This is a genomic window from Bradyrhizobium sp. 44, from assembly GCF_023073095.1.
Lineage (GTDB): Bacteria > Pseudomonadota > Alphaproteobacteria > Rhizobiales > Xanthobacteraceae > Bradyrhizobium.
Window position 1 is genome coordinate 610,277 of the sequence record NZ_JADPIY010000014.1, and the last position, 18,749, is coordinate 629,025.

The 18,749-nt window shown below is 65.4% G+C and carries 17 protein-coding genes; 10 read left to right on the plus strand and 7 right to left on the minus strand.

The window, feature by feature from the left end; translation table 11 throughout:
• Positions 1-2: 2 nt before the first annotated feature.
• The 3 genes from IVB41_RS13780 (at position 3) to IVB41_RS13790 (ending at position 1,797) form a co-directional block, all read left to right on the plus strand.
• Positions 3-1,031, plus strand: a complete 1,029-nt coding sequence (locus IVB41_RS13780; RefSeq protein WP_247283836.1) for a peptidoglycan -binding protein — start codon at positions 3-5, stop codon at positions 1,029-1,031.
• Positions 1,031-1,477: a GNAT family N-acetyltransferase gene (locus IVB41_RS13785; protein ID WP_247431894.1), complete on the plus strand. Its 447-nt coding sequence runs from the start codon at positions 1,031-1,033 to the stop codon at positions 1,475-1,477. The genes IVB41_RS13780 and IVB41_RS13785 overlap by 1 nt, the downstream gene beginning before the upstream one ends.
• A 98-nt stretch (positions 1,478-1,575) precedes the next feature.
• Positions 1,576-1,797, plus strand: a complete 222-nt coding sequence (locus IVB41_RS13790; RefSeq protein ID WP_027570257.1) for a hypothetical protein — start codon at positions 1,576-1,578, stop codon at positions 1,795-1,797.
• Positions 1,798-2,282: 485 nt separating this feature from the next.
• On the opposite strand, the gene IVB41_RS13795 is transcribed toward IVB41_RS13790, so the two are convergent.
• Complete coding sequence (locus tag IVB41_RS13795; RefSeq protein ID WP_247431897.1) at positions 2,283-4,109, minus strand: ABC transporter ATP-binding protein/permease; 1,827 nt, start codon at positions 4,107-4,109, stop codon at positions 2,283-2,285.
• Between the two features lie 218 nt (positions 4,110-4,327).
• Between IVB41_RS13795 and rpmE the strand changes: the two genes are divergently transcribed.
• On the plus strand, positions 4,328-4,555 hold the full coding sequence (gene rpmE / locus IVB41_RS13800; protein WP_007599895.1) for a 50S ribosomal protein L31: 228 nt from the start codon (positions 4,328-4,330) through the stop codon (positions 4,553-4,555).
• 90 nt (positions 4,556-4,645) lie between these two features.
• Here the strand turns inward: rpmE and IVB41_RS13805 are convergent, their stop codons facing one another.
• Positions 4,646-5,155: a DUF1465 family protein gene (locus IVB41_RS13805; protein ID WP_007599893.1), complete on the minus strand. Its 510-nt coding sequence runs from the start codon at positions 5,153-5,155 to the stop codon at positions 4,646-4,648.
• Between the two features lie 538 nt (positions 5,156-5,693).
• Positions 5,694-5,885: a DUF1192 domain-containing protein gene (locus IVB41_RS13810; RefSeq protein WP_027570253.1), complete on the minus strand. Its 192-nt coding sequence runs from the start codon at positions 5,883-5,885 to the stop codon at positions 5,694-5,696.
• A gap of 111 nt (positions 5,886-5,996) precedes the next feature.
• Here IVB41_RS13810 and IVB41_RS13815 point away from each other — a divergent pair, with 111 nt between their 5' ends.
• On the plus strand, positions 5,997-6,995 hold the full coding sequence (locus tag IVB41_RS13815) for an NAD(P)H-quinone oxidoreductase (protein ID WP_247431899.1): 999 nt from the start codon (positions 5,997-5,999) through the stop codon (positions 6,993-6,995).
• A gap of 154 nt (positions 6,996-7,149) precedes the next feature.
• Positions 7,150-10,026 (plus strand): EAL domain-containing protein, encoded by a 2,877-nt coding sequence (locus IVB41_RS13820; RefSeq protein WP_026232774.1) that lies wholly within the window; start codon positions 7,150-7,152, stop codon positions 10,024-10,026.
• Between the two features lie 12 nt (positions 10,027-10,038).
• Here IVB41_RS13820 and IVB41_RS13825 read toward each other — a convergent pair whose 3' ends face one another.
• Positions 10,039-10,308, minus strand: coding sequence for a hypothetical protein (locus IVB41_RS13825; protein WP_247431901.1), 270 nt, complete (start codon positions 10,306-10,308; stop codon positions 10,039-10,041).
• A 144-nt stretch (positions 10,309-10,452) separates the two neighbouring features.
• Here IVB41_RS13825 and IVB41_RS13830 point away from each other — a divergent pair, with 144 nt between their 5' ends.
• Complete coding sequence (locus IVB41_RS13830; RefSeq protein ID WP_247431904.1) at positions 10,453-11,949, plus strand: diguanylate cyclase; 1,497 nt, start codon at positions 10,453-10,455, stop codon at positions 11,947-11,949.
• A gap of 107 nt (positions 11,950-12,056) precedes the next feature.
• On the opposite strand, the gene IVB41_RS13835 is transcribed toward IVB41_RS13830, so the two are convergent.
• Positions 12,057-12,932, minus strand: coding sequence for a UTP--glucose-1-phosphate uridylyltransferase (locus IVB41_RS13835; RefSeq protein WP_007599884.1), 876 nt, complete (start codon positions 12,930-12,932; stop codon positions 12,057-12,059).
• Between the two features lie 203 nt (positions 12,933-13,135).
• Between IVB41_RS13835 and IVB41_RS13840 the strand changes: the two genes are divergently transcribed.
• Together IVB41_RS13840 and IVB41_RS13845 are read left to right on the plus strand one after the other, a co-directional pair.
• The gene (locus IVB41_RS13840; protein ID WP_247431907.1) at positions 13,136-14,533 is read left to right on the plus strand and encodes a lytic murein transglycosylase; all 1,398 of its coding nucleotides are present in this window, start codon (positions 13,136-13,138) and stop codon (positions 14,531-14,533) included.
• A gap of 202 nt (positions 14,534-14,735) precedes the next feature.
• A complete protein-coding gene (locus IVB41_RS13845; protein ID WP_247283813.1) occupies positions 14,736-16,424 on the plus strand; it encodes an SGNH family hydrolase in 1,689 nt (562 codons plus the stop codon).
• Positions 16,425-16,562: 138 nt separating this feature from the next.
• Here IVB41_RS13845 and IVB41_RS13850 read toward each other — a convergent pair whose 3' ends face one another.
• Together IVB41_RS13850 and IVB41_RS13855 are read right to left on the minus strand one after the other, a co-directional pair.
• Positions 16,563-16,937 (minus strand): CsbD family protein, encoded by a 375-nt coding sequence (locus tag IVB41_RS13850; protein ID WP_027570248.1) that lies wholly within the window; start codon positions 16,935-16,937, stop codon positions 16,563-16,565.
• A 73-nt stretch (positions 16,938-17,010) separates the two neighbouring features.
• On the minus strand, positions 17,011-17,748 hold the full coding sequence (locus IVB41_RS13855) for an SDR family NAD(P)-dependent oxidoreductase (RefSeq protein ID WP_247431911.1): 738 nt from the start codon (positions 17,746-17,748) through the stop codon (positions 17,011-17,013).
• Positions 17,749-17,846: 98 nt separating this feature from the next.
• Between IVB41_RS13855 and IVB41_RS13860 the strand changes: the two genes are divergently transcribed.
• Positions 17,847-18,626, plus strand: a complete 780-nt coding sequence (locus IVB41_RS13860; protein ID WP_027570246.1) for an SDR family NAD(P)-dependent oxidoreductase — start codon at positions 17,847-17,849, stop codon at positions 18,624-18,626.
• Positions 18,627-18,749 lie beyond the last annotated feature (123 nt).

The following is an 18,749-nucleotide window of genomic DNA, read 5'->3' on the forward strand; positions in this document are numbered from 1 at the left end:
ACATGGCACTGGCGCGCGGCCGCCGCGGCGATACCTCCTTCAACTACTGGCCCGGCTTCGTCGACGCGCTGTCGACGCTGGTGCTGTCGATCGTGTTCCTGCTGTCGGTGTTCCTGGTCGTGCAGTTCTTCCTGTCGCAGGAGGTCACCGGCAAGGACAAGGCGCTGGAGCAGCTCAACGCCAAGATCGCGCAGCTCAACGAGCTGCTGTCGCTGGAGAAGCTCGGCAAGCTCACGCTCGACGACCAGGTTTCGTCGCTGAAAGCCGGCCTCGCCTCGGCCGAGAGCGAACGCGACCGCATCAAGGGCCTCTATGATGGGCTCGCCGCCGCCGGCAACGATGCGCAGGGCAAATCCTCCGAGCTCGGTAAGGCGCTGGACTCCGAGAAGGCGGTTTCCGCCCGCGCGCTGGCGCAGATCGAGGTGCTGAACCAGCAGATCAGCGCGCTGCGGCGGCAGCTAGCGGCGCTGGAGGAAGCGCTCGACGTCTCCGAGAAGCGCGACAAGGAATCGCAAAATCGAATCGCCGATCTGGGCTCTCGCCTGAATGTCGCCCTGGCGCAGCGGGTGCAGGAATTGTCGCGCTACCGTTCGGAATTCTTCGGCCGCCTGCGCGCCATCCTCGGTAACCGCCCCGACATCCGCATCGTCGGCGACCGCTTCGTGTTCCAGTCCGAAGTGTTCTTCGACACCGGACAGGCGGTGCTGCTGCCCGAAGGCCGCGCCGAGCTCGACACGCTCGCGACCGCACTGATCGATCTCGACAAGAAGATCCCGAACGAGATCCCCTGGGTGCTGCGCGTCGACGGCCACACCGACGTGCGTCCGGTCAACGGTGCGAATTTCAAGTCGAATTGGGACCTCTCGGCCGCCCGTTCGATCTCGGTGGTGCAGTACCTGATCTCGCTCGGTGTGCCCGCCCAGCGCCTTGTCGCCGCCGGCTTCGGCGAATTCCAGCCGCTCGACACCGCCAACACCGAGGAAGCCTACAAGCGCAACCGCCGCATCGAGCTGAAGCTGACGGAGCGGTAGTGAGCGCCCTCCATCTTCGTCCTTACCTTCCCGCGGACGAGGCCGCCTCGATCGAGCTCTGGCATCGCACCTGGCAGCAGGCCTATCCGCAGATCGACTTCGCGGCACGGCTGGACTGGTGGCGCGAACGCTGGCGCAAGGAGCTGGTGCCGAAGGCTTCGATCGTGGTGGCGGAGCAGGACGGCGCACTCACGGGCTTCGTCACCATCGACGGCGACGGCTATCTCGACCAGCTCGTTGTCGATCCCGCGCATTGGGGCTCGGATGCGGCGCGGCTGCTGGTGGACGAGGCCAAGCGTCTGTCACCGACCGGCGTGACACTGCTCGTCAACAAGGACAACAGCCGCGCCATCCGCTTCTATGAGCGCAACGGCTTCGCGCATGCCGGCGACGAGGTGAATCCGACTTCGGGACGTCCGGTGCTGAAGATGATTTGGCAACCTTAGATTCTGGGGCGCGTGACGCCCGTCACGTCGGGATCCCATGGCGGCAGCTATTCGTTGTGCCTTGAGAAGGTGCGCCGGCAAGCGGATGGAGATGACCGATGAAACTGAGCGATCTGGCCAAGGGATCTTCGGTCCTGCTCGGCGTCATCGTCGCCGGATATGTTTCGACGAGCTATGTCGACCAGCGCCTCGCCACGCCGGTCAAGACGACGAGTGCTCCGACGAACGGCCTTGGGCCATCGGCCTGCGTCGATGAGGACGGGAGCTGGAAGAACTGGCCATGGCCGAATGTGCCGGCGCTGTCGCCGAAGTGTCGATGATCGGCGCTGTCGCGTAACTCGCCGTGACGCGCTCTCGGCTCAGGCGGAGTTCGAGCTCGAATTGCCAGCTTTTGGCTTTGAGGATCGCGTGGCGGCTTTCTTCGCGAAGCTCGATCGACTCGTTGATCGTTCGCTGCGCCCGCTCCAGGAGTTCGCGGGTCTCTTCGCTGTATGGCTGGGCCATGATGCGCACTCCCGTTGAGGCGGGAGCGCAAATCATCTCTCAGGCACCGACGCCTATGGACGAGCCTTTGGCCGGCGATACCTGATTAGGCGCCACATCCGGGGGAACTGCAAGGCAGCATGCACTCATCCGCTCGCTACACGAAGACGATGTGGCGCGACGCGCCTGCCAAAATCTCTGCCGTCATTCCCCGCGAAGGCGGGGAATCCAGTACGCCGCGGCTTATCGATTGATCACGACCGTCTCGGAGTACTGGATCGCCCGCCTTCGCGGGCGATGACACTGTGCGTGAGGCGACGCCTCACGCCCCCTCGAACTGCAACCTCGCCAGCCTGGCATAGAGTCCGTTCGCGGCCACGAGCTCCGCATGCGTGCCCTGCTCGACGATCCTGCCCTGGTCCATCACCAGGATGCGATCGCACGACAGCACGGTGGCGAGGCGGTGCGCGATCACCAGCGTGGTGCGGTGGCGCATCAGTTCTTCCAGCGCGGTCTGCACCAGCGTCTCGCTTTCGGCATCGAGCGCGGAGGTGGCCTCATCCAGCAGCAGCAGCGGCGCATCACGCAGGATCGCACGCGCGATCGCGATGCGCTGGCGCTGGCCGCCGGACAGCGTCACGCCGCGCTCGCCGAGCGGGGTGTCAAAACCTTCGGGCAGGCGGCGAATGAACTCGGCGGCGTGCGCGAGCTCGGCGGCACGCTCGACCTCGGCGTCGGTGGCATCGGGCCGGCCGAAGCGGATGTTGTCGCGGGCGCTTGCGGCAAACACGTTGGATTCCTGCGGCACCAGGGCGATGCGCGAGCGGAAATCGCGGGGATCGGCGGATTTGACCGGCACGCCGTCGAGCGAGATCGCGCCGCTGCGCGGATCGTAGAAGCGCAACAGCAGATGAAAGATCGTGCTCTTGCCGGCGCCGGACGGACCGACGATCGCGACCTTCTCGCCGGGGCGCACGGTGAACGAGACGGCATCGAGCACATTGACGTCGCGCCGTGCCGGATAGGCGAAGCTGACATGGTCGAAGCCGACTTCGCCGCGCGCCGGCACCGGCAGCGCGCGCGGCGACGCGGGCGCGGTGATGTCGGGCTGCACATGCAGGATCTCGAACAGGCGCTCGGAAGCGCCTGATGCCGCCGATATCTCGCCCCAGACCTCGCTGAGCTGGCCGAGGCCGGCCGCGGCGAAGGCCGCATAGAGCACGAACTGGCCGAGCCGGCCCGGCGTGATGGTGCCGGTCAGCACGTCGTGCGAGCCGATCCAGAGGATCGCGACCACGCTTGCGAACACGATGAAGATGATGATGGCGGTGAGCACGGCGCGCGCCTGCGTGGAGGTGCGCGCGGCCTCATAGGCCTGCTCGACCTCGCCGCCGAAGCGCCTCTCGGCGAGGCTCTCGCTGGTATAGGCCTGCACGGTACGGATCGCACCGACGAGTTCGCTCGCATAGGCGGAGGCCTCGGCCAGCGTGTCCTGCGCATTGCGCGACAGCCGCCGCACCCAGCGCCCGAAGGCGACCAGCGGCAGCACGATCAGGGGAATGGCCAGCAGCACGAAGCCTGATAGCCGCGGGCTGGTGATCACCATCATCGCCGCGGCACCGAAGAACATCATCAGGTTGCGCAGTGCGATCGAGACCGAGGCGCCGACGGAGGATTTGATCTGGGTGGTGTCGGCGGTCAGGCGCGACACCAGCTCGCCGCTGCGCGCGGAATCGAAGAAGGCCGGCGACAGCGACAACAGATGGGCGAAGACGTCGCGCCTGAGATCGGCAACGATGCGCTCGCCGATCGTCATCACGAGGTAGTAGCGCGCGGCGCTCGCGAGTGCGAGCACGGCGACGACGGCGATCATCACCGAGAAATAGCTGTTGATCAGCTCGATGCCTTCAGGCGTCAGGCCGAAGTCGATCATCCTGCGCACCGCGACTGGCACCAGCAGGGTGGTCAGCGCCGCGATCGTCAGCGCCACGAAGGCCAGCGCAGCCCGGCCGCGATAGCGCGCGACATAGGGCGCAAGCGCCAGCAGCGGCCGCAGCTTCGCGCGGCTCTTCGCCGGCGCCTCGATCAGGTCGGCCTCGATCGACGGGGCCTCTGCGGGCCCGGTTTCAAGCCGTTCTACTGCGCTCATGAGATCCGACCAAAAGACAAAGAGAGGTAGTCTGCTCCAGATAGGCCGCGCGAGCAGGCGTGGCAAATCCGGGATGTCCCTTAGGGGGCCGCCCGGTCCCCTAAGGCCCCAAAGGCTCTGCAATGGCTTGTTTTACAGGGGCCCGTGGGGTATAGACCCCGCCAAATCCGTCATTCGATAGCCACTCAAGTGAGGCGCCGGGGCGCCGAGGAATTGCCATGAAAGCCGAAATTCACCCGAACTATCATACGATTAAGGTCGTGATGACCGACGGAACCGAGTACCTGACCCGCTCCACCTGGGGCAAGGAAGGCGACACGCTGAACCTCGACATCGACCCCAAGTCGCACCCGGCCTGGACCGGCGGCAACGCGCAGCTGATGGATCGCGGCGGCCGCGTCTCGCGCTTCCAGAAGAAGTTTTCGGGCTTTCTCAAAAAGGATTGATCCGGCCCTCGCGGCTGGAGACGAAAAACGCCCCCGGAGAGCCGGGGGCGTTTTTTGTTTTGGGGGGACGCTCGTCGCAATGACGGGAGCTTACCGCTCGAATGCCGCCTTCAGTGCGTTGAGATGCGGCACCAGCGGGTTGCCGATCGAGGAATGATCGACCGGCGGGGTGTGGATGGTGGTGTCCAGGCGGCGCACGCGGGTCTGGAGGCTCATCGAACGATGGATCAGATCCTGGAGCTGCGACGGCAGCTTCTCGATGCTGTCGGTGGAGCCGGGATCGGCGGCGGAGAGCTTGACCTTGGTTTTTTCGCGGTTGGCCTGGCCCAACGTCATCTCGCCTTCTTTGACGGCGCGGTGCAGCAGCAGCCATGAGGCGAGCTGCATCAGGCGGGTGGTCAGACGCATGCTCTCGGTCGCGTAGGTGAGGCTGACGGCGCGATCGAGCGCCTTGGCCTCGGTGCGGCCGGCGCCATCGAGATAGGCGGCGGTCTCCTCGACCAGGTCCATGCCCTCGCGGAACAGGACGCCGAACGCCGCAGAATTAGTGAACCGCTCGCTGAGTTGAACGAGAGCGCCTTCGGCTTGCAAACGTTCCATGGTTAACGCCCCTTACGCAACTGTCTGACTGCCCGGCTTTGGCGCCGGCTTATGATGAACAAATCATTGCGCGGGCGGGACGCCGAGTCCAGTGACAAGCATGGATATGGTTTCCGCGGGTCTTTGCTCGGAATTCAACCGGTGCGAGACGCAAAAAGGCGGAGCTGGGCGCAAAAAAAGAGCCGCCGGAAAACCGGCGGCTTTGAAAGTTGATAACAGGGAGGCGTCAAACAGAGTGGACAGGAGCCACTCGGTGTCCAAACAAGGACAGTTCCCAGTCATAAACTCGAAAGCTTAATGTGGAGTAAACGAGCGAATATTTTGAGGGTTCGTTAGCCATGTCGGTCAGTGGCCGAGTGCGCCCGCGGAACGAATTCTCTCCGTCGCCCCGGCCTAATGCGCAATTGCGCACGGGGGTCGGGGCCCATAGCCACAGGGAAAAGTCGTCGCGCGAGCCGGCAACTCCGAGTCTTCGGAAAACTGCTCGCACGGCGTATGGGTCCCGGCCTCCGCCGGGACGACAGCTATTGTTTCGAGCCTACTTCTTGAAAACGCTGTTCGCCGCATCGCGCGAGGCGCGCTTCTTTGTTGCGGCTTCTTCCAGCCTTGTGATCTCGCCCTTGAGCAGCGCGATGCGCTCGGTCAGTTCCTCCACCGACAAGAGCGAGAGATCCTGTCCGATGTCATGGCTGATCTTCTTGCGCGGGCGGTCGTCGTCTTCCATCGCCATCCTGGTTCCTCCTGCGTTCGTATCACAAGCGGCTGAGGCGGTTGCCAGCCTGCACCGCGCTGGCTAAGCAATGGCCTCGTTCCATCCCGCACCTTTGCTCAAGGACACATCATGGACAAGCTGCCCGCGCAAATGACCGTGATCGCCATCTCGAAACCCGGCGGACCGGAAGTGCTGGTGCCGGAACAACGGGCGCTGCCGCAGCCCGGCCCCGACGAGATCCTGGTCAAGGTGCAGGCCGCCGGCGTCAACCGGCCCGACGTCGCGCAGCGCTCCGGCGCCTATCCGCCGCCGCCCGGCGCCAGCGACCTGCCCGGCCTCGAGATCGCCGGCGAAGTGGTGGCCGTCGGCAGCAACGCCAAGCGGCACAAGATCGGCGACAAGGTGATGTCGCTGGTCGCCGGTGGCGGCTATGCGCAGTACTGCATCGCCCAGGACGGCCAGGCGATGAGCGTGCCGCCGTCGCTGTCGATCAAGGAAGCCGGCGCATTGCCGGAAACGCTGATGACGGTCTGGCACAATGTGTTCGAGCGCGGCGGCCTAAAGGCCGGCGAGACGCTGCTGATCCATGGCGGCTCGTCGGGGATCGGCACCATGGCGATCCAGCTCGCCAAAGCGTTCGGCGCGAAGGTGATCGTCACCGTGGGATCGCAGGACAAGATCGATGCCTGCCTCAAGCTCGGCGCGGATCGTGCCATCAACTACAAGACGGAAGACTTCGTCGCCGTGGTCAAGGCGGAAACGAACAATGTCGGCGCCAATCTGATCCTCGACATGGTCGCCGGCGACTATGTCGACCGCAACTATGACGCCGCCGCGCTCGACGGCCGCATCGTGCAGATCGCGACCCTCAACGGGCCCAAGGTCACCGTCAACATCGCCAAGGTGATGGTGAAGCGCCTGACCCATACCGGCTCGACGCTGCGCCCCCGTAGTAATGCGGACAAGGCGGCGATGGTGGCCGCGATCGAGGCGAAAGTGATGCCGCTATTGCGCGAAGGCCGGGTCAAGCCACTGATGGACAGCACTTTCCCGCTGGAAAAGGCATCCGACGCGCACCGGCGGATGGAAACCTCGGCACATATTGGCAAAATTGTGTTGGAGGTCTAGGTCAGCGACCCACAGGGCAGGCCGGAAACCCTTTGATTTTCCTTGCTTTCGTGGCATCTATCGCGACGCACCGAACCACCTTGTTCCGTTCGGAAAACGCCGTGCACCGAAGAGCCTGCACCGAAGAGTTTGCGTCGAACGCGGAGAACTGACCTTGCGTCTGATCAGGTGCCTCGCGCCCATAGCGCTGGGCCTCATGATTCTCGTCTGCGCGTTCCCGGCGCGCGCGCTGGACGCTGTCAGCGTCCGCGGTGACGCGCCCGCAATCGACCTCACCGGCGTGCTCGAGCATCAGCGCAGCGACGCCGACCGGATCCAGGTCTCCACCGCGCCCGGCACCGACGGCATCGTCCGCCGCATCGAGGTGCGCGCCCGCGAAGGGGGCCAGAACTGGGTGGTGTTCGCGCTCGCCAACAACACCGACGACCAGCTCGACCGCCTGATCGTCGCCCCGCATTACCGCATCGTCTCTTCGGGGCTGCTCTGGCCCGATCTCGGGCTGTCGCGCATCGCGACCATCACGCCCTCGACCGGCGACCGGCCGGAGCGGCAGGAGAGCCCGACCGCCGACGTCTTCCGCGTCACGCTCGATCCCGGCGCCGTCGTCACCTTCGTCGCGGAGCTGCGCACCGACAAGCTGCCGCAGCTCTATCTGTGGGAGCCGGAATCCTACAAGGACAAGGTCAACTCGTTCACGCTGTACCAGGGCATCGTGATCGGCATCTCCGGCTTGCTGGCGCTGGTGCTGACCATCCTGTTCGTGGTCAAGGGCAGCATCATGTTCCCGGCCGCCGCGGCGCTGGCCTGGGCGGTGCTGGTCTATATCGGCGTCGATTTCGGCTTCTGGGGCAAGGTGCTCGACATGTCAAACAACGCCGAGCGCATCTGGCGCGCGGCGGGTGAGGCGATCCTGGCGGCGACGCTGCTGGTGTTCCTGTTCGCCTATCTCAATCTCAGTCGATGGCACGTGCGCTACTCCCACATCACGGTGGGCTGGCTCGCGTTCCTGGGCTCTCTCGTCGCGCTGGCCCTGTTCGACCCTGCGGTGGCGTCCGGCATCGCGCGCATATCGCTGGTGTTGATTGCCTTCGCCGGCTTCGCGCTGATCGTCTATCTCTCCACCCACGGCTTCGACCGCGCGGTGCTGCTGATCCCGACCTGGTTCCTGCTGGTGGTCTGGGTGGTCGCGGCCGGCATGACGGTCGCGGGCTCCGTCACCAACGACATCGTCGGCCCTGCCCTGCTCGGCGGCCTCGTGCTGATCGTGATGCTGATCGGCTTCACGGTGATGCAACATGCGTTCGCCGGCGGCGGCGCCACCACCGGCGTCGTCTCCGACATCGAGCGCCGCGCGCTGGCGCTGGCCGGGTCTGGCGATCTGATCTGGGACTGGGACGTCTCCGCTGACAAGGTCTTCACCAGTCCCGAGACCGAGGCCCTGCTCGGCCTCAAGCGCGGCACGCTGGAAGGTCCGGCCGCCTCCTGGCTCGAAGTGCTGCACCCGCTCGACCAGGACCGTTTCCGCGCCGCTCTCGACAGCGTGCTCGACCAGCGCCGCGGCCGCCTGGTGCAGGATTTCCGCCTGCGCACGCCGGACGGTCACTTCATGTGGTTCGCGCTGAAGGCGCGCCCGGTGGTCGGCTCCGACGGCGAGGTCTCGCGCGTGGTCGGCACCCTCACCGACGTCACCGAGCTGCGCAACGCCGAGGAGCGCCTGCTCCACGATTCCGTGCATGACAATCTCACCGGCCTGCCCAACCGCAAGCTGTTCATGGACCGCCTCGGCGCCGTCGCCCATTTCGCCAAGACCATGCCGACGCTGCGGCCGACGCTGATGGTGATCGACCTCGACCGCTTCAAGCAGGTCAACGATTCCGTCGGCATCGCGGTCGGCGATTCCATCCTGCTGACTCTGGCCCGCCGCCTCACCCGCATCCTGAAGCCGCAGGATACGCTGGCGCGGCTCGCCGGCGACCAGTTCGGCCTGATCCTGCTCTCGGAACAGGACCCCGCCCGCATCACCGCCTTCGCCGAGACCATCCGCAAGACCATCCGCGCGCCGATCGCCTTCAACGAACGCGAGATCTTTCTCACGGCCTCGATCGGCCTTGCCTTGTCCGATCCGCAAGTTCAGCTCACGGACGAGATCATCAAGGACGCCGAGCTTGCGATGTATCACTCCAAGCGCATCGGCGGCGACCGCATCGACGTCTACAAGTCCGCGATGCGCGCGCGAAAGACCGACCGGCTGACGCTGGAGAGCGAACTGCGCCGCGCCATCGAGCGGCAGGAGCTCACGATCCTGTACCAGCCGATCGTGCGGCTTGAAGACCGCTCCGTCGCCGGCTTCGAGGCGCTGGTGCGCTGGGATCATCCCAAGCTCGGACGCATGGCGCCGTCGGAATTCATCACCATCGCGGAAGAGACCGGCCTGATCATCGACCTCGGCATGTTCGTGCTCGACCAGACCGCCAAGCAGCTCTCGATCTGGCAGCGCGCGATGCGCTCGCGCGAGCCGATCTTCGCATCGGTCAACGTCTCCTCGCGGCAATTGCTGCGCCATGATCTGATCCACGACATCCGCACCGTGCTGTCGCGCTCCTCGGTCGCGCGCGGCACGCTGAAGCTGGAACTGACGGAATCGCTGGTGATGGAGAATCCGGAGCACGCGGCACAGATGCTGACGCGGATCCGCGAGCTCGGCACCGGGCTGTCGCTCGACGATTTCGGCACCGGGCATTCGTCGCTGGCCTATCTGCAGCGCTTCCCGTTCGACACCATCAAGATCGACCAGTCCTTCGTTCGCACGACCAACCGCGGCACCCGCCCGGTGATCCTGAAGTCCATCATCGCGCTCGCGCACGACCTCGGCATGGACGTGGTCGCCGAAGGTGCCGAGACCGATTCCGACGCGGTCGAGCTCTACCAGATGGGCTGCGAATATGCGCAAGGGTTTGCCTTCGGCGAACCCATGGATGCCGACGCCGCGATGCGCCTGCTCACGGAAGTGCGCCTGGAAGCGGCGAGCTAGCTTCCCCTCGCCTCACCCAGGCCTACGCCGGTCACTCTTCAGCTTGGTGAACCGCACGCTCTCGCCGTCCGGCATCCGCATCGCCTTGAAACCCGCGGCGAGGCAGGCTTCGCGTTGCGGCATTTGGATATCCGGGCTGCGCAGGCTGTCCCACCATGAGGCACGATTCGCCGCGCGCGGCAGGGCCGCGCCGATGATCTCTTCGATCTGTTCATAGGTCAGCACGAATTCCGTCTGCTTCTTCCGCATCAGATAATCGCGCAACGCGTCGTAGTCGTTCACCGCTGTCCTCTTCGCTGGTCGAAGGCCCGCTTTGCCCAAAAACGTGAGCCGCGGAAACCAATTTTTAACTCATTCCGGCAGCGCCGTCCCGGCTTAAACACTACTCAAGCTTTCGGGCGCATTCACTGGTGCCGGGAGCAAACGATGTTGTCTCGATGGCGCGACGTCACGGCCCGACGGCCATGGCGGCTTTCGGCGAAGCTGCTGATCATCTCGTCCGTGGTGACGGTGATCGGCTTTTCCGCCATTTGCGTCAACGTCATGCTGGACATGCGCCGCGGCGAGGAGGCGCTCGCCCGCCAGACGCTGGAAAACCTGGCGACGACCATCGAGTCCGACGTCAGCCGCAACATCGAGATCTACGATCTGGCCCTCAAGGCGGTCGCCAGCAACATGCTGCTGCCGGAAATCGCCACGGTCTCGAAGCCGATCCGTCACCTCATCCTGTTCGACCATTCGACCACGGCGAGGCATTTCGGCGCGATCCAGGTGTTCGACGCCGACGGCCGGTTGACCATCGACGCCTCGACGCTCGATCCCGTTGCCGTGAACCGGGGCGACGAGGATTACTTCAAGGCTCATCGCGACAGTCCCGAAACGGGCCTCTTCATCAGCCGCCCGATGCTGTTCCGCGGCGCCTATGCAATCGTGCTGAGCCGGCGCATCAGCGACACCGACGGCGGCTTCCTCGGGGTCGTCGCCGGCTCGATCCGCTTCAGCTATTTCCACGAGTTGTTCGAGCGGCTGAACCTCGATCCCCATGACACCATCACCGTGCTCAAGCGCGACCGCACCATCATGATGCGGCGCCCGTTCGACCTCGACGTGATCGGCACCAACCTGAACGATCGGCGGACATGGAAGGCCGAAAATCTCCGGGTCGGCGCCTCCTATGCGGGCCAGGGCCCGGTCGATCCGACTCCGCGACTTTATGTGCGCAGCAGCGACAGCGGTCCGCTGTTCGTGGTGGCGGGCAAACCGCTGGCCGCGGTGTTCGAGCTCTGGCAGAGGGAAGCCTACCGCATCGGCGCCGTGGTGCTGGCGCTCAGCCTGTTCATGCTCGCATCGACGCTGGTGCTCGCGCGCGAGATCGGCCGGCGCGCCGAGGCCGAGCGCAAGCTCGAGGAGATGGCGACGACCGACGCGCTCACCGGCCTGAAGAACCGCCGCAAGTTCGACCAGGTGATCGACGTCGAATGGCGGCGCGCGATGCGGCAGCAGACGCCGATCGCGCTCTTGATGATCGATGCCGATCACTTCAAGGCCTACAACGACACGTTCGGCCACCAGGCCGGCGACCAGGTGCTGGTCGGCATCGCCATCTGCATTTCCGATTCGGTGAGCCGCGCCGGCGACTGCGCCGCGCGCTATGGCGGCGAGGAATTCGCCGTGCTGCTGCCGGGCACCTCGGTCCCCGACGCCCTCACAGTGGCCGAGAAGATCCGCGCCAAGGTGCAGGGCTGGTCCGACGACCACACGAGCTCGACGGTGTCCTGCGGCATCGCGAGCCTCGTTCCGACCACGGGCATGGACTGGCCGCTGCTGGTCGCCGCCGCCGACAAGGCCCTCTACGCCGCAAAAGCCGGCGGCCGCAACCAGTCGGTGGTCGCGAGCTTGCCGAAGCTGTCGCTGGTGGCGTGAGGGGTTCGTTCCGTCATCGCGAGCGAAGCGAAGCAATCCAGACTGTCGCCGCGGAGGCAGCCTGGATTGCTTTCGTCGCTTCGCTCCTCGCAATGACGAGCGGAGCGCTACTGCCCCAGATATTTCTTCATCTCCGCAATGAGCCCGTCACGCAGCTCCGGCCGCTTCAGGCCGTAGGCGATGTTGGCGCGGAGGAAGCCGGGTTTGGAGCCGCAATCGTGGCGCTCGCCCTCGAACTCGACGCCGTAGAATTTTTGCGATCTGGCGAGGCCGATCATGGCGTCGGTGAGCTGGATCTCGCCGCCGGCGCCGCGCTCCTGGGTCTCCAGGATCTTGAAGATCTCCGGCTGCAGGATGTAGCGGCCGGTGATCGAAAGATTGGAGGGCGCGGTGCCCTTGGCCGGCTTCTCGACCATGCCGTCGACTTCGAACATCTTGCCGGTGCGTTTGCCGACGCCGCAGATGCCGTATTGATGGGTCAGATGGTCAGGCACCGGCTCGACCGCGATGACGTTGGATTTTTCGCCGAGCTTGCTGGCGGTGTCGATCATCTGCTTCAGGCAGCCGGGCGAATTGAGCACGAGTTCGTCGGGCAGCACGACCGCGAACGGTTCGTTGCCGACGATGTCGCGCGCGCACCAGACCGCGTGACCGAGCCCGAGCGGCGCCTGCTGGCGGGTGAAGCTGACGGCGCCGGCCTCCGGCTGGTTCTGCGCCAGAACGTCCTGCTCGGTCTTCTTGCCGCGCGCGGCCAGCGTCGCATCGAGCTCGAACATCCGGTCGAAATGATCTTCGATGACACTTTTGTTGCGGCCGGTGACAAAGATGAAGTGCTCGATGCCGGCTTCCCGGGCCTCGTCATAGACGTACTGGATCAGCGGCTTGTCGACGATCGTCAGCATTTCCTTCGGCATCGCCTTGGTGGCGGGCAGGACGCGGGTGCCGAGGCCGGCAACGGGAAATACGGCTTTGCGGATTTTCATGGGATTGATCGAATACCTGAGGAACACGTGAAGGGAGCAATGGCATCTTGCTAGCTTGTTTGCAGCCGCCAACAAAGGCGGATGTGGGGCCTCATCCTCACAGAGTTAAGAAAAAGGCCACCATCAAAATTTCACCTTTGTTAAGCTGTTGGCAACCGTAACCAGGCCTCCTGAGGGCGGATTTTGGCCGGACAGGTGTGGACATGATGCAATCAATGGCAGGGCTGGCAAAACGGGGCGGGTCCGTGACCGGTGCGACGATGATTGCGGCCGCCCTGCTGTTCCCGCTTCCCGCCGGCGCGCAGGCTCAGAACGGTCTGTCAAATCTGTTCGGCGGTATCTTCTCCGGCCCCAACGCGGCGCCTTCGCCAGCAGCGCCCGGGCCCAGCGGGGCTCAAACGGGAGTTCAACCCTGGACCGGCGAGGACGGCGCCTCCGGTCATCCGCTGATGACATCCGCCGCGATCCGAGAGGCCGCGGGCAATTTCAACAATTGCGTCGCGGGCATGTGGCCCGATGCCGCACGGCGCAACATCACGCAGGAAAATTTCCAGCGCTTCACGGCAGGCCTCGCACCCGATCTGCGCATCATGGACCTGATGGATTCGCAGCCCGAGTTCACCAAGTCGATCTGGGATTATCTCGACATCCTCGTGAACGACAACCGCCTCGCCAAGGGCCGCGAGGTCCTGGCCAAATACAAGGCGCAGTTCGACGCCACCGAAAAAGCCACCGGCGTCGATCGCTACATCATCGCCTCGATCTGGGGCATCGAGTCCAACTACTCGACTCAGATGGGCGACCGCAGCGTGCTGCAATCGACCGCGACGCTCGCCTGCATCGGCCGCCGCCAGGGTTACTTCAAGGACGAATTCCTCTCCGCGCTGGAGATCCTCAACCGCGGCGATCTCAGGCCCGAGCAATTGCGCGGCTCCTGGGCCGGCGCCTTCGGCCCGACCCAGTTCATGCCGACCGCGTTCAAGCGCTTTGCCGTGGACGGCGACGGCGACGGCCGGCGTGACGTCGTCGACAATCCCTCCGACCTGATCGCGTCAACCGCCAACAATTTGAAGAAGGACGGCTGGCAGGCCGGCCAGACCTGGGGCTACGAGGTCGTGGTGCCCCAGGGCTTCAACTACATGCTGGCCGATCGCGCCAAGGCGATGACGGTGGCGCAATGGGAAAAGCTCGGCCTCAAGCGCCCGGCCAACCAGCCCTTCCCGCATCCGGCCGAGAAGGCCTATCTGCTGGCGCCGGCCGGTGCCCAAGGGCCCGGCTTCCTGATGCTGCAGAACTTCCGGGTCATCATGAAGTACAATCCGGCCGAGGCTTATGCGCTGGCGATCGGCCATTTCGCCGACCGCCTGCGCGGCGGCCAGCCGTTCGTGCAGCCCTGGCCGCGGCAGGAACGGGAGCTGTCCCGGACTGAACGGCTGGAACTCCAGCAGCTGCTGGCCCAGCGCGGCTTCTACAAGGGCACCCCGGACGGTCAGTTCGGCGGCCAGACCCGGGAAGCCCTGCGCAACTTCCAGGCCTCGATCGGGGTCCCCGCGGACGGATTTGCCTCCTCCGACGCGCTGGACCGGCTGCGCGGGCGGTAAAATCGCGTCGAAAGTAACCCTGAACAGGGATTTTGGCCGGCAGTCTTGACCGGGGCGGCGGTTCGCCGTGTATGGACCAATAATCTTGGGCCAAGGATCTCAAGGATCTGAAGAGAATCTGAAAGAGAATCTGCCCGTTTGGCGCCCGATTCCGTTATTATATCGAGCCTGTCCTGATCCCCATTGCACGTGCCGAGATCGCATGTCGAAGAAGTCCCTGTTCAAGGTGCTGACCGAGACCGGCCCGCTGATCGCGCTGGGGACGGCGCTTGCGATTCTGGTGTCGGTCGCGGGACCCGCCTCGGCGCAGTTCTTCAACTTCCCCGGCTTCGGCGGCCCACCGCAGCGCGCGGCCCCGCCGCCGCCGCGGAACGGTGGAGGTGGCGGTGGCGGTGGCGGATGGTTCGGCGGCGACTTCTTCGCGCCGTTCCAGCAGCAACAGCCGCAAGCACCGCGTCAGGACTTTTCGCGCGCGCCGGCGCCGGCCAAGCGCGAGACCATTCCCGACAGGAACGTGCTGGTGATCGGCGACGCCATGGCCGATTGGCTCGCCTACGGCCTGGAGGATGCCTACACCGAGCAGCCCGACATGGGCGTGATCCGCAAGCACAAGACCACGTCCGGCCTGATCAAGTATCAGCCCAAGGGTGAGCCCTCGGACTGGACGGCTGCTGCAAAGGGCATTCTCGAGACCGAGAAGCCCGACGTGATCGTGGTGATGCTCGGCCTCAACGACCGCATCGCGATCCGCGAGGCGGCGGCGCCCGATAAATCGGACAAGGCGACGGACAAGAAGAACGACAAGGGCGCGCGCGGCAAACCACCGGCCAAGCCCGGCGATGCCAAGCCCGGCGACACCGCCGCGAAGCCGGACGACAAACCGGCCGATGCCGACCTGCCGCAGGATGATGCCGACAACGCTGACGCACCCGCAGTCGCTGCGCCAGAGAAGACCGCGCGTAACCCGAACGGCCTCTACGAATTCCGCGACGAACGCTGGGTCGAGCTCTACGGCAAGAAGATCGAGGAGCTCGCCAACGTCCTCAAGTCCAAGGGCGTGCCGGTGCTCTGGGTCGGCCTGCCCGCGATCCGCGGTCCCAAGGGCACCGCGGACATGCTGTTCCTGGATTCGCTCTATCGCGAAGGCGCGGCCAAGGCCGGCATCACTTACGTCGACGTCTGGGACGGCTTTGTCGACGAGGCCGGCCGCTTCTTGCAGAAGGGCCCGGACTTCGAAGGCCAGATCCGTCAACTCCGCAGCGGTGACGGCGTCTATTTCACAAAACCCGGCGCGCGCAAGCTCGCCCACTATGTCGAACGCGAGATCACCCGCCTGCTCGCCGGGCGCTCCGGCCCGATCGCGCTGCCGAGCGAACCGGCGACCCCCGACACCAGTGCCGAACCCGGCAAGCCCGCGCCGCGGCCGCTGGCCGGCCCGATCGTGCCGCTGGTTGCGGCCTCGATCTCGACCGATCAATTGCTGGGTGGGCCGGGCTCACGTCCTGCCGCCGTCGATGCGCTCGCTGCGAAGACGATGGTGAAGGGCGAGCCACTGGCTGCGCCGGCCGGCCGCGCTGACGATTATGCCTGGCCGCGCCGCGAAGTCGGCCGCGAGCAGGCCAAGGGCGATACGCCGGTGGCCGCGACGACGCCTGATGGCGGCACGCCGGGTGCGGCCGCAGCGATCGCCCCGCCAAAGCTTGCGCCAAAGAAGCCACCGGTGCCGCAGCAACCGGCACAGGCAGCGCCATCGATGCGAGATTTCTTCGGCTTTGGCTCGCCGCCGCCCCCGCCGCGTCAATTGGCGCCCGCGCCGCGCAATCCGAATCCCAACCCCGCGATCCCGCGGCCGCCTGGCAATGTCGGGCGATCGGCGGAAGTGTTCCGATAGTTGATCTCATGTCCCGGACGCGGCGCAGCCGCAGAGCGGACACCGCCTTGCAACATCCATAAAAAAAGGCCCCGGCTCGGCAACGCGGCGTTACACGCCGCGCTGCGTCCGGGGCCTGATGCTTATCGCGCCTTGGCTTCAGCCGTAATAGCGCCAGCGCGGCGGCGGGCGGCGGGAAGGCCGTGCCATCAGCAACGCGAGCGCGAAGCCTATGCCGCCGGCGACCAGCAGCGCGCCGAGCGGGTTGTCCTGCACCTTCTGGGCAATCGCCTGCGAACCGTCGCGCAAGGTTTCGGCCGGCTTGTCGTAGGCGTCCTTGGCATAGCTGGCCGCGGTGTCGGTCGCGTCACGTACGGCATCCTTGGCCTGGCCGTAGAGATTCTGCACCGTGCCGGCCGCTTCGCGTGCCTTGCCCGACGCCTGTGTCTGCGCATCGCCTGCGAGATCACCGACAGCGCCTTCCGCGCGTCCGGCGAATTCCTTGGCCGATCCGACAATCCGATCTTTATCCATGATGCTCCTCCTCGGGGGTCAGCCCAAGTAACCGATCAGGAGCGGCGCAGTTCCATCTGACTTGAAATTGGACTCAGAGAATCAGCCCGCCGTCGACGACCAACGTCTGGCCGATAATGTAGGACGACAGCGGAGATGCCAGGAACAGCGCCGCGCCCGCCATGTCAGCAGGCGTGCCCAATCGCCGCAGCGGAATGCGTGAAAGTGCACCTTCGAGCCGCTTGGGATTCTCGGTCGTGACCCTCGTCATCTTGGTGTCGACCAGACCAGGCGCGATGCCGTTGACGCGGATGCCGTCTTCGGCCCAGGCCTCGCCGAGCGTCCGTGTCAATCCGACAGCCCCGGTCTTCGACGCGTTGTAAGCAGGATTGCCCATGGTGGAATGATAGGCCGCGGTCGAGGACACCATGATCAGCGATCCCCGCGAGTCCCGCAGCATGGAATGAAATCGCGTGGCGCAGGCCATCAGGCTCATCAGGTTGACCTCGACGACCTTGCGAAAGCCGGCCATCTCGAACTCGCCGCGGCGATAGAGCACCGCGCCCTGCGCGAGCACCAGGATATCGAGCCGTTCGAACGACGGCTTGAACGCTTCGACCGCGCCGGCATTGCCCACGTCGAGTTGCGCGTAGGAGAGACCGGTGAGATCCGAGCCCTCCTCAGCTGAATATTCCTTCGCGTGAGCACGCGTGCCGCAGACCGCGACTTGCGCGCCCCTGACGCGAAAGGCTTGCGCGATACCGTTGCCGATGCCGCTGGATCCGCCGACGACCAGCACCTGCTTGCCTGAGAAATCGAGCTCGTTCGTCATCGCTGGCCTCCCCGATCGTCTTGCTTGTTTGACCTGTCTGCGGATCGATGACAGCCTTGTCAATCACAACAAGAACAAGCAGAGCACGAGGAAACACCATGTCCGATTTCAAACAGCTCAGCCGCTCCGTGAAGGGCCTGACTGTTCTCGTCACCGGCGCGGCCAGCGGCATGGGACGCGCAACGGCCCGCGTGTTCGCCACCGAGGGCGCCAACGTCGCCGTCACCGACTATGACGAGCAGGGCGCACTCGCCGTGGCGAAGGAGATCGCGGCAAGCGGCGGAGCCGCGAAAGCCTGGAAGCTCGACGTGGCCGACGGCGATGAGATCAGGCGCGTGGTCGGCGACGTCGCGACGCATTTCGGCGGGCTCGACATCATCGTCAACAATGCCGGCATCTCCGTGCGCGTCGCGATCGACGACGAGGCCTATGAGGACGCCTGGGCTAGGGGTATCGCGGTGATGCTGACGGCTCATCCGCGCATCATCCGCGCCGCGCTGCCTCACTTGCGCAAGTCGAAGAGCCCGCGCATCGTCAACATCGCCTCGACCGAGGCGCTCGGCGCCACCGCTTTGCACAGCCCCTATTCGGCGGCGAAGGGCGGCGTCGCCAGCCTCACCCGCTCGCTCGCGGTGGAGCTCGGCCGCGAAGGCATCACCGTCAACTGCATCTGCCCGGGGCCGGTCCGCACCGCCATCACAGACAGGATCTCGGAAGAGCACAAGACCATCTACGCCAAGCGCCGCACTGCACTGGGCCGCTACGGCGACCCCGAAGAGGTCGCGCACATGACGCTGAGCCTGTGCCTGCCGGCAGCGTCCTTCCTCACCGGCGCGGTGATCCCCGTCGACGGCGGCCTGATGGCGCGCAACGCGTGAGCGGCACCAAAGGTGCGTAGCCTGGATGGAGCGCAGCGCACTCCGGGGTTCTCACCTCGCGGGAAGACTTCCCGGATTACGCTGCGCTCCATCCGGGCTACGGGCAGCTATGCGCGCCTAGCG

What these genes read in the sequence shown, in the direction of transcription:
- IVB41_RS13840 (WP_247431907.1), top strand. Translation starts at nt 13,136, where the DNA reads ATGATGCAATCAATGGCAGGGCTGGCAAAACGGGGCGGGTCCGTGACC.
- IVB41_RS13795 (WP_247431897.1), bottom strand. Translation starts at nt 4,109, where the DNA reads ATGAGCGCAGTAGAACGGCTTGAAACCGGGCCCGCAGAGGCCCCGTCG.
- rpmE (WP_007599895.1), top strand. Translation starts at nt 4,328, where the DNA reads ATGAAAGCCGAAATTCACCCGAACTATCATACGATTAAGGTCGTGATG.
- IVB41_RS13805 (WP_007599893.1), bottom strand. Translation starts at nt 5,155, where the DNA reads ATGGAACGTTTGCAAGCCGAAGGCGCTCTCGTTCAACTCAGCGAGCGG.
- IVB41_RS13860 (WP_027570246.1), top strand. Translation starts at nt 17,847, where the DNA reads ATGTCCGATTTCAAACAGCTCAGCCGCTCCGTGAAGGGCCTGACTGTT.
- IVB41_RS13845 (WP_247283813.1), top strand. Translation starts at nt 14,736, where the DNA reads ATGTCGAAGAAGTCCCTGTTCAAGGTGCTGACCGAGACCGGCCCGCTG.
- IVB41_RS13810 (WP_027570253.1), bottom strand. Translation starts at nt 5,885, where the DNA reads ATGGCGATGGAAGACGACGACCGCCCGCGCAAGAAGATCAGCCATGAC.
- IVB41_RS13830 (WP_247431904.1), top strand. Translation starts at nt 10,453, where the DNA reads ATGTTGTCTCGATGGCGCGACGTCACGGCCCGACGGCCATGGCGGCTT.
- IVB41_RS13850 (WP_027570248.1), bottom strand. Translation starts at nt 16,937, where the DNA reads ATGGATAAAGATCGGATTGTCGGATCGGCCAAGGAATTCGCCGGACGC.
- IVB41_RS13780 (WP_247283836.1), top strand. Translation starts at nt 3, where the DNA reads ATGGCACTGGCGCGCGGCCGCCGCGGCGATACCTCCTTCAACTACTGG.
- IVB41_RS13815 (WP_247431899.1), top strand. Translation starts at nt 5,997, where the DNA reads ATGGACAAGCTGCCCGCGCAAATGACCGTGATCGCCATCTCGAAACCC.
- IVB41_RS13855 (WP_247431911.1), bottom strand. Translation starts at nt 17,748, where the DNA reads ATGACGAACGAGCTCGATTTCTCAGGCAAGCAGGTGCTGGTCGTCGGC.
- IVB41_RS13790 (WP_027570257.1), top strand. Translation starts at nt 1,576, where the DNA reads ATGAAACTGAGCGATCTGGCCAAGGGATCTTCGGTCCTGCTCGGCGTC.
- IVB41_RS13835 (WP_007599884.1), bottom strand. Translation starts at nt 12,932, where the DNA reads ATGAAAATCCGCAAAGCCGTATTTCCCGTTGCCGGCCTCGGCACCCGC.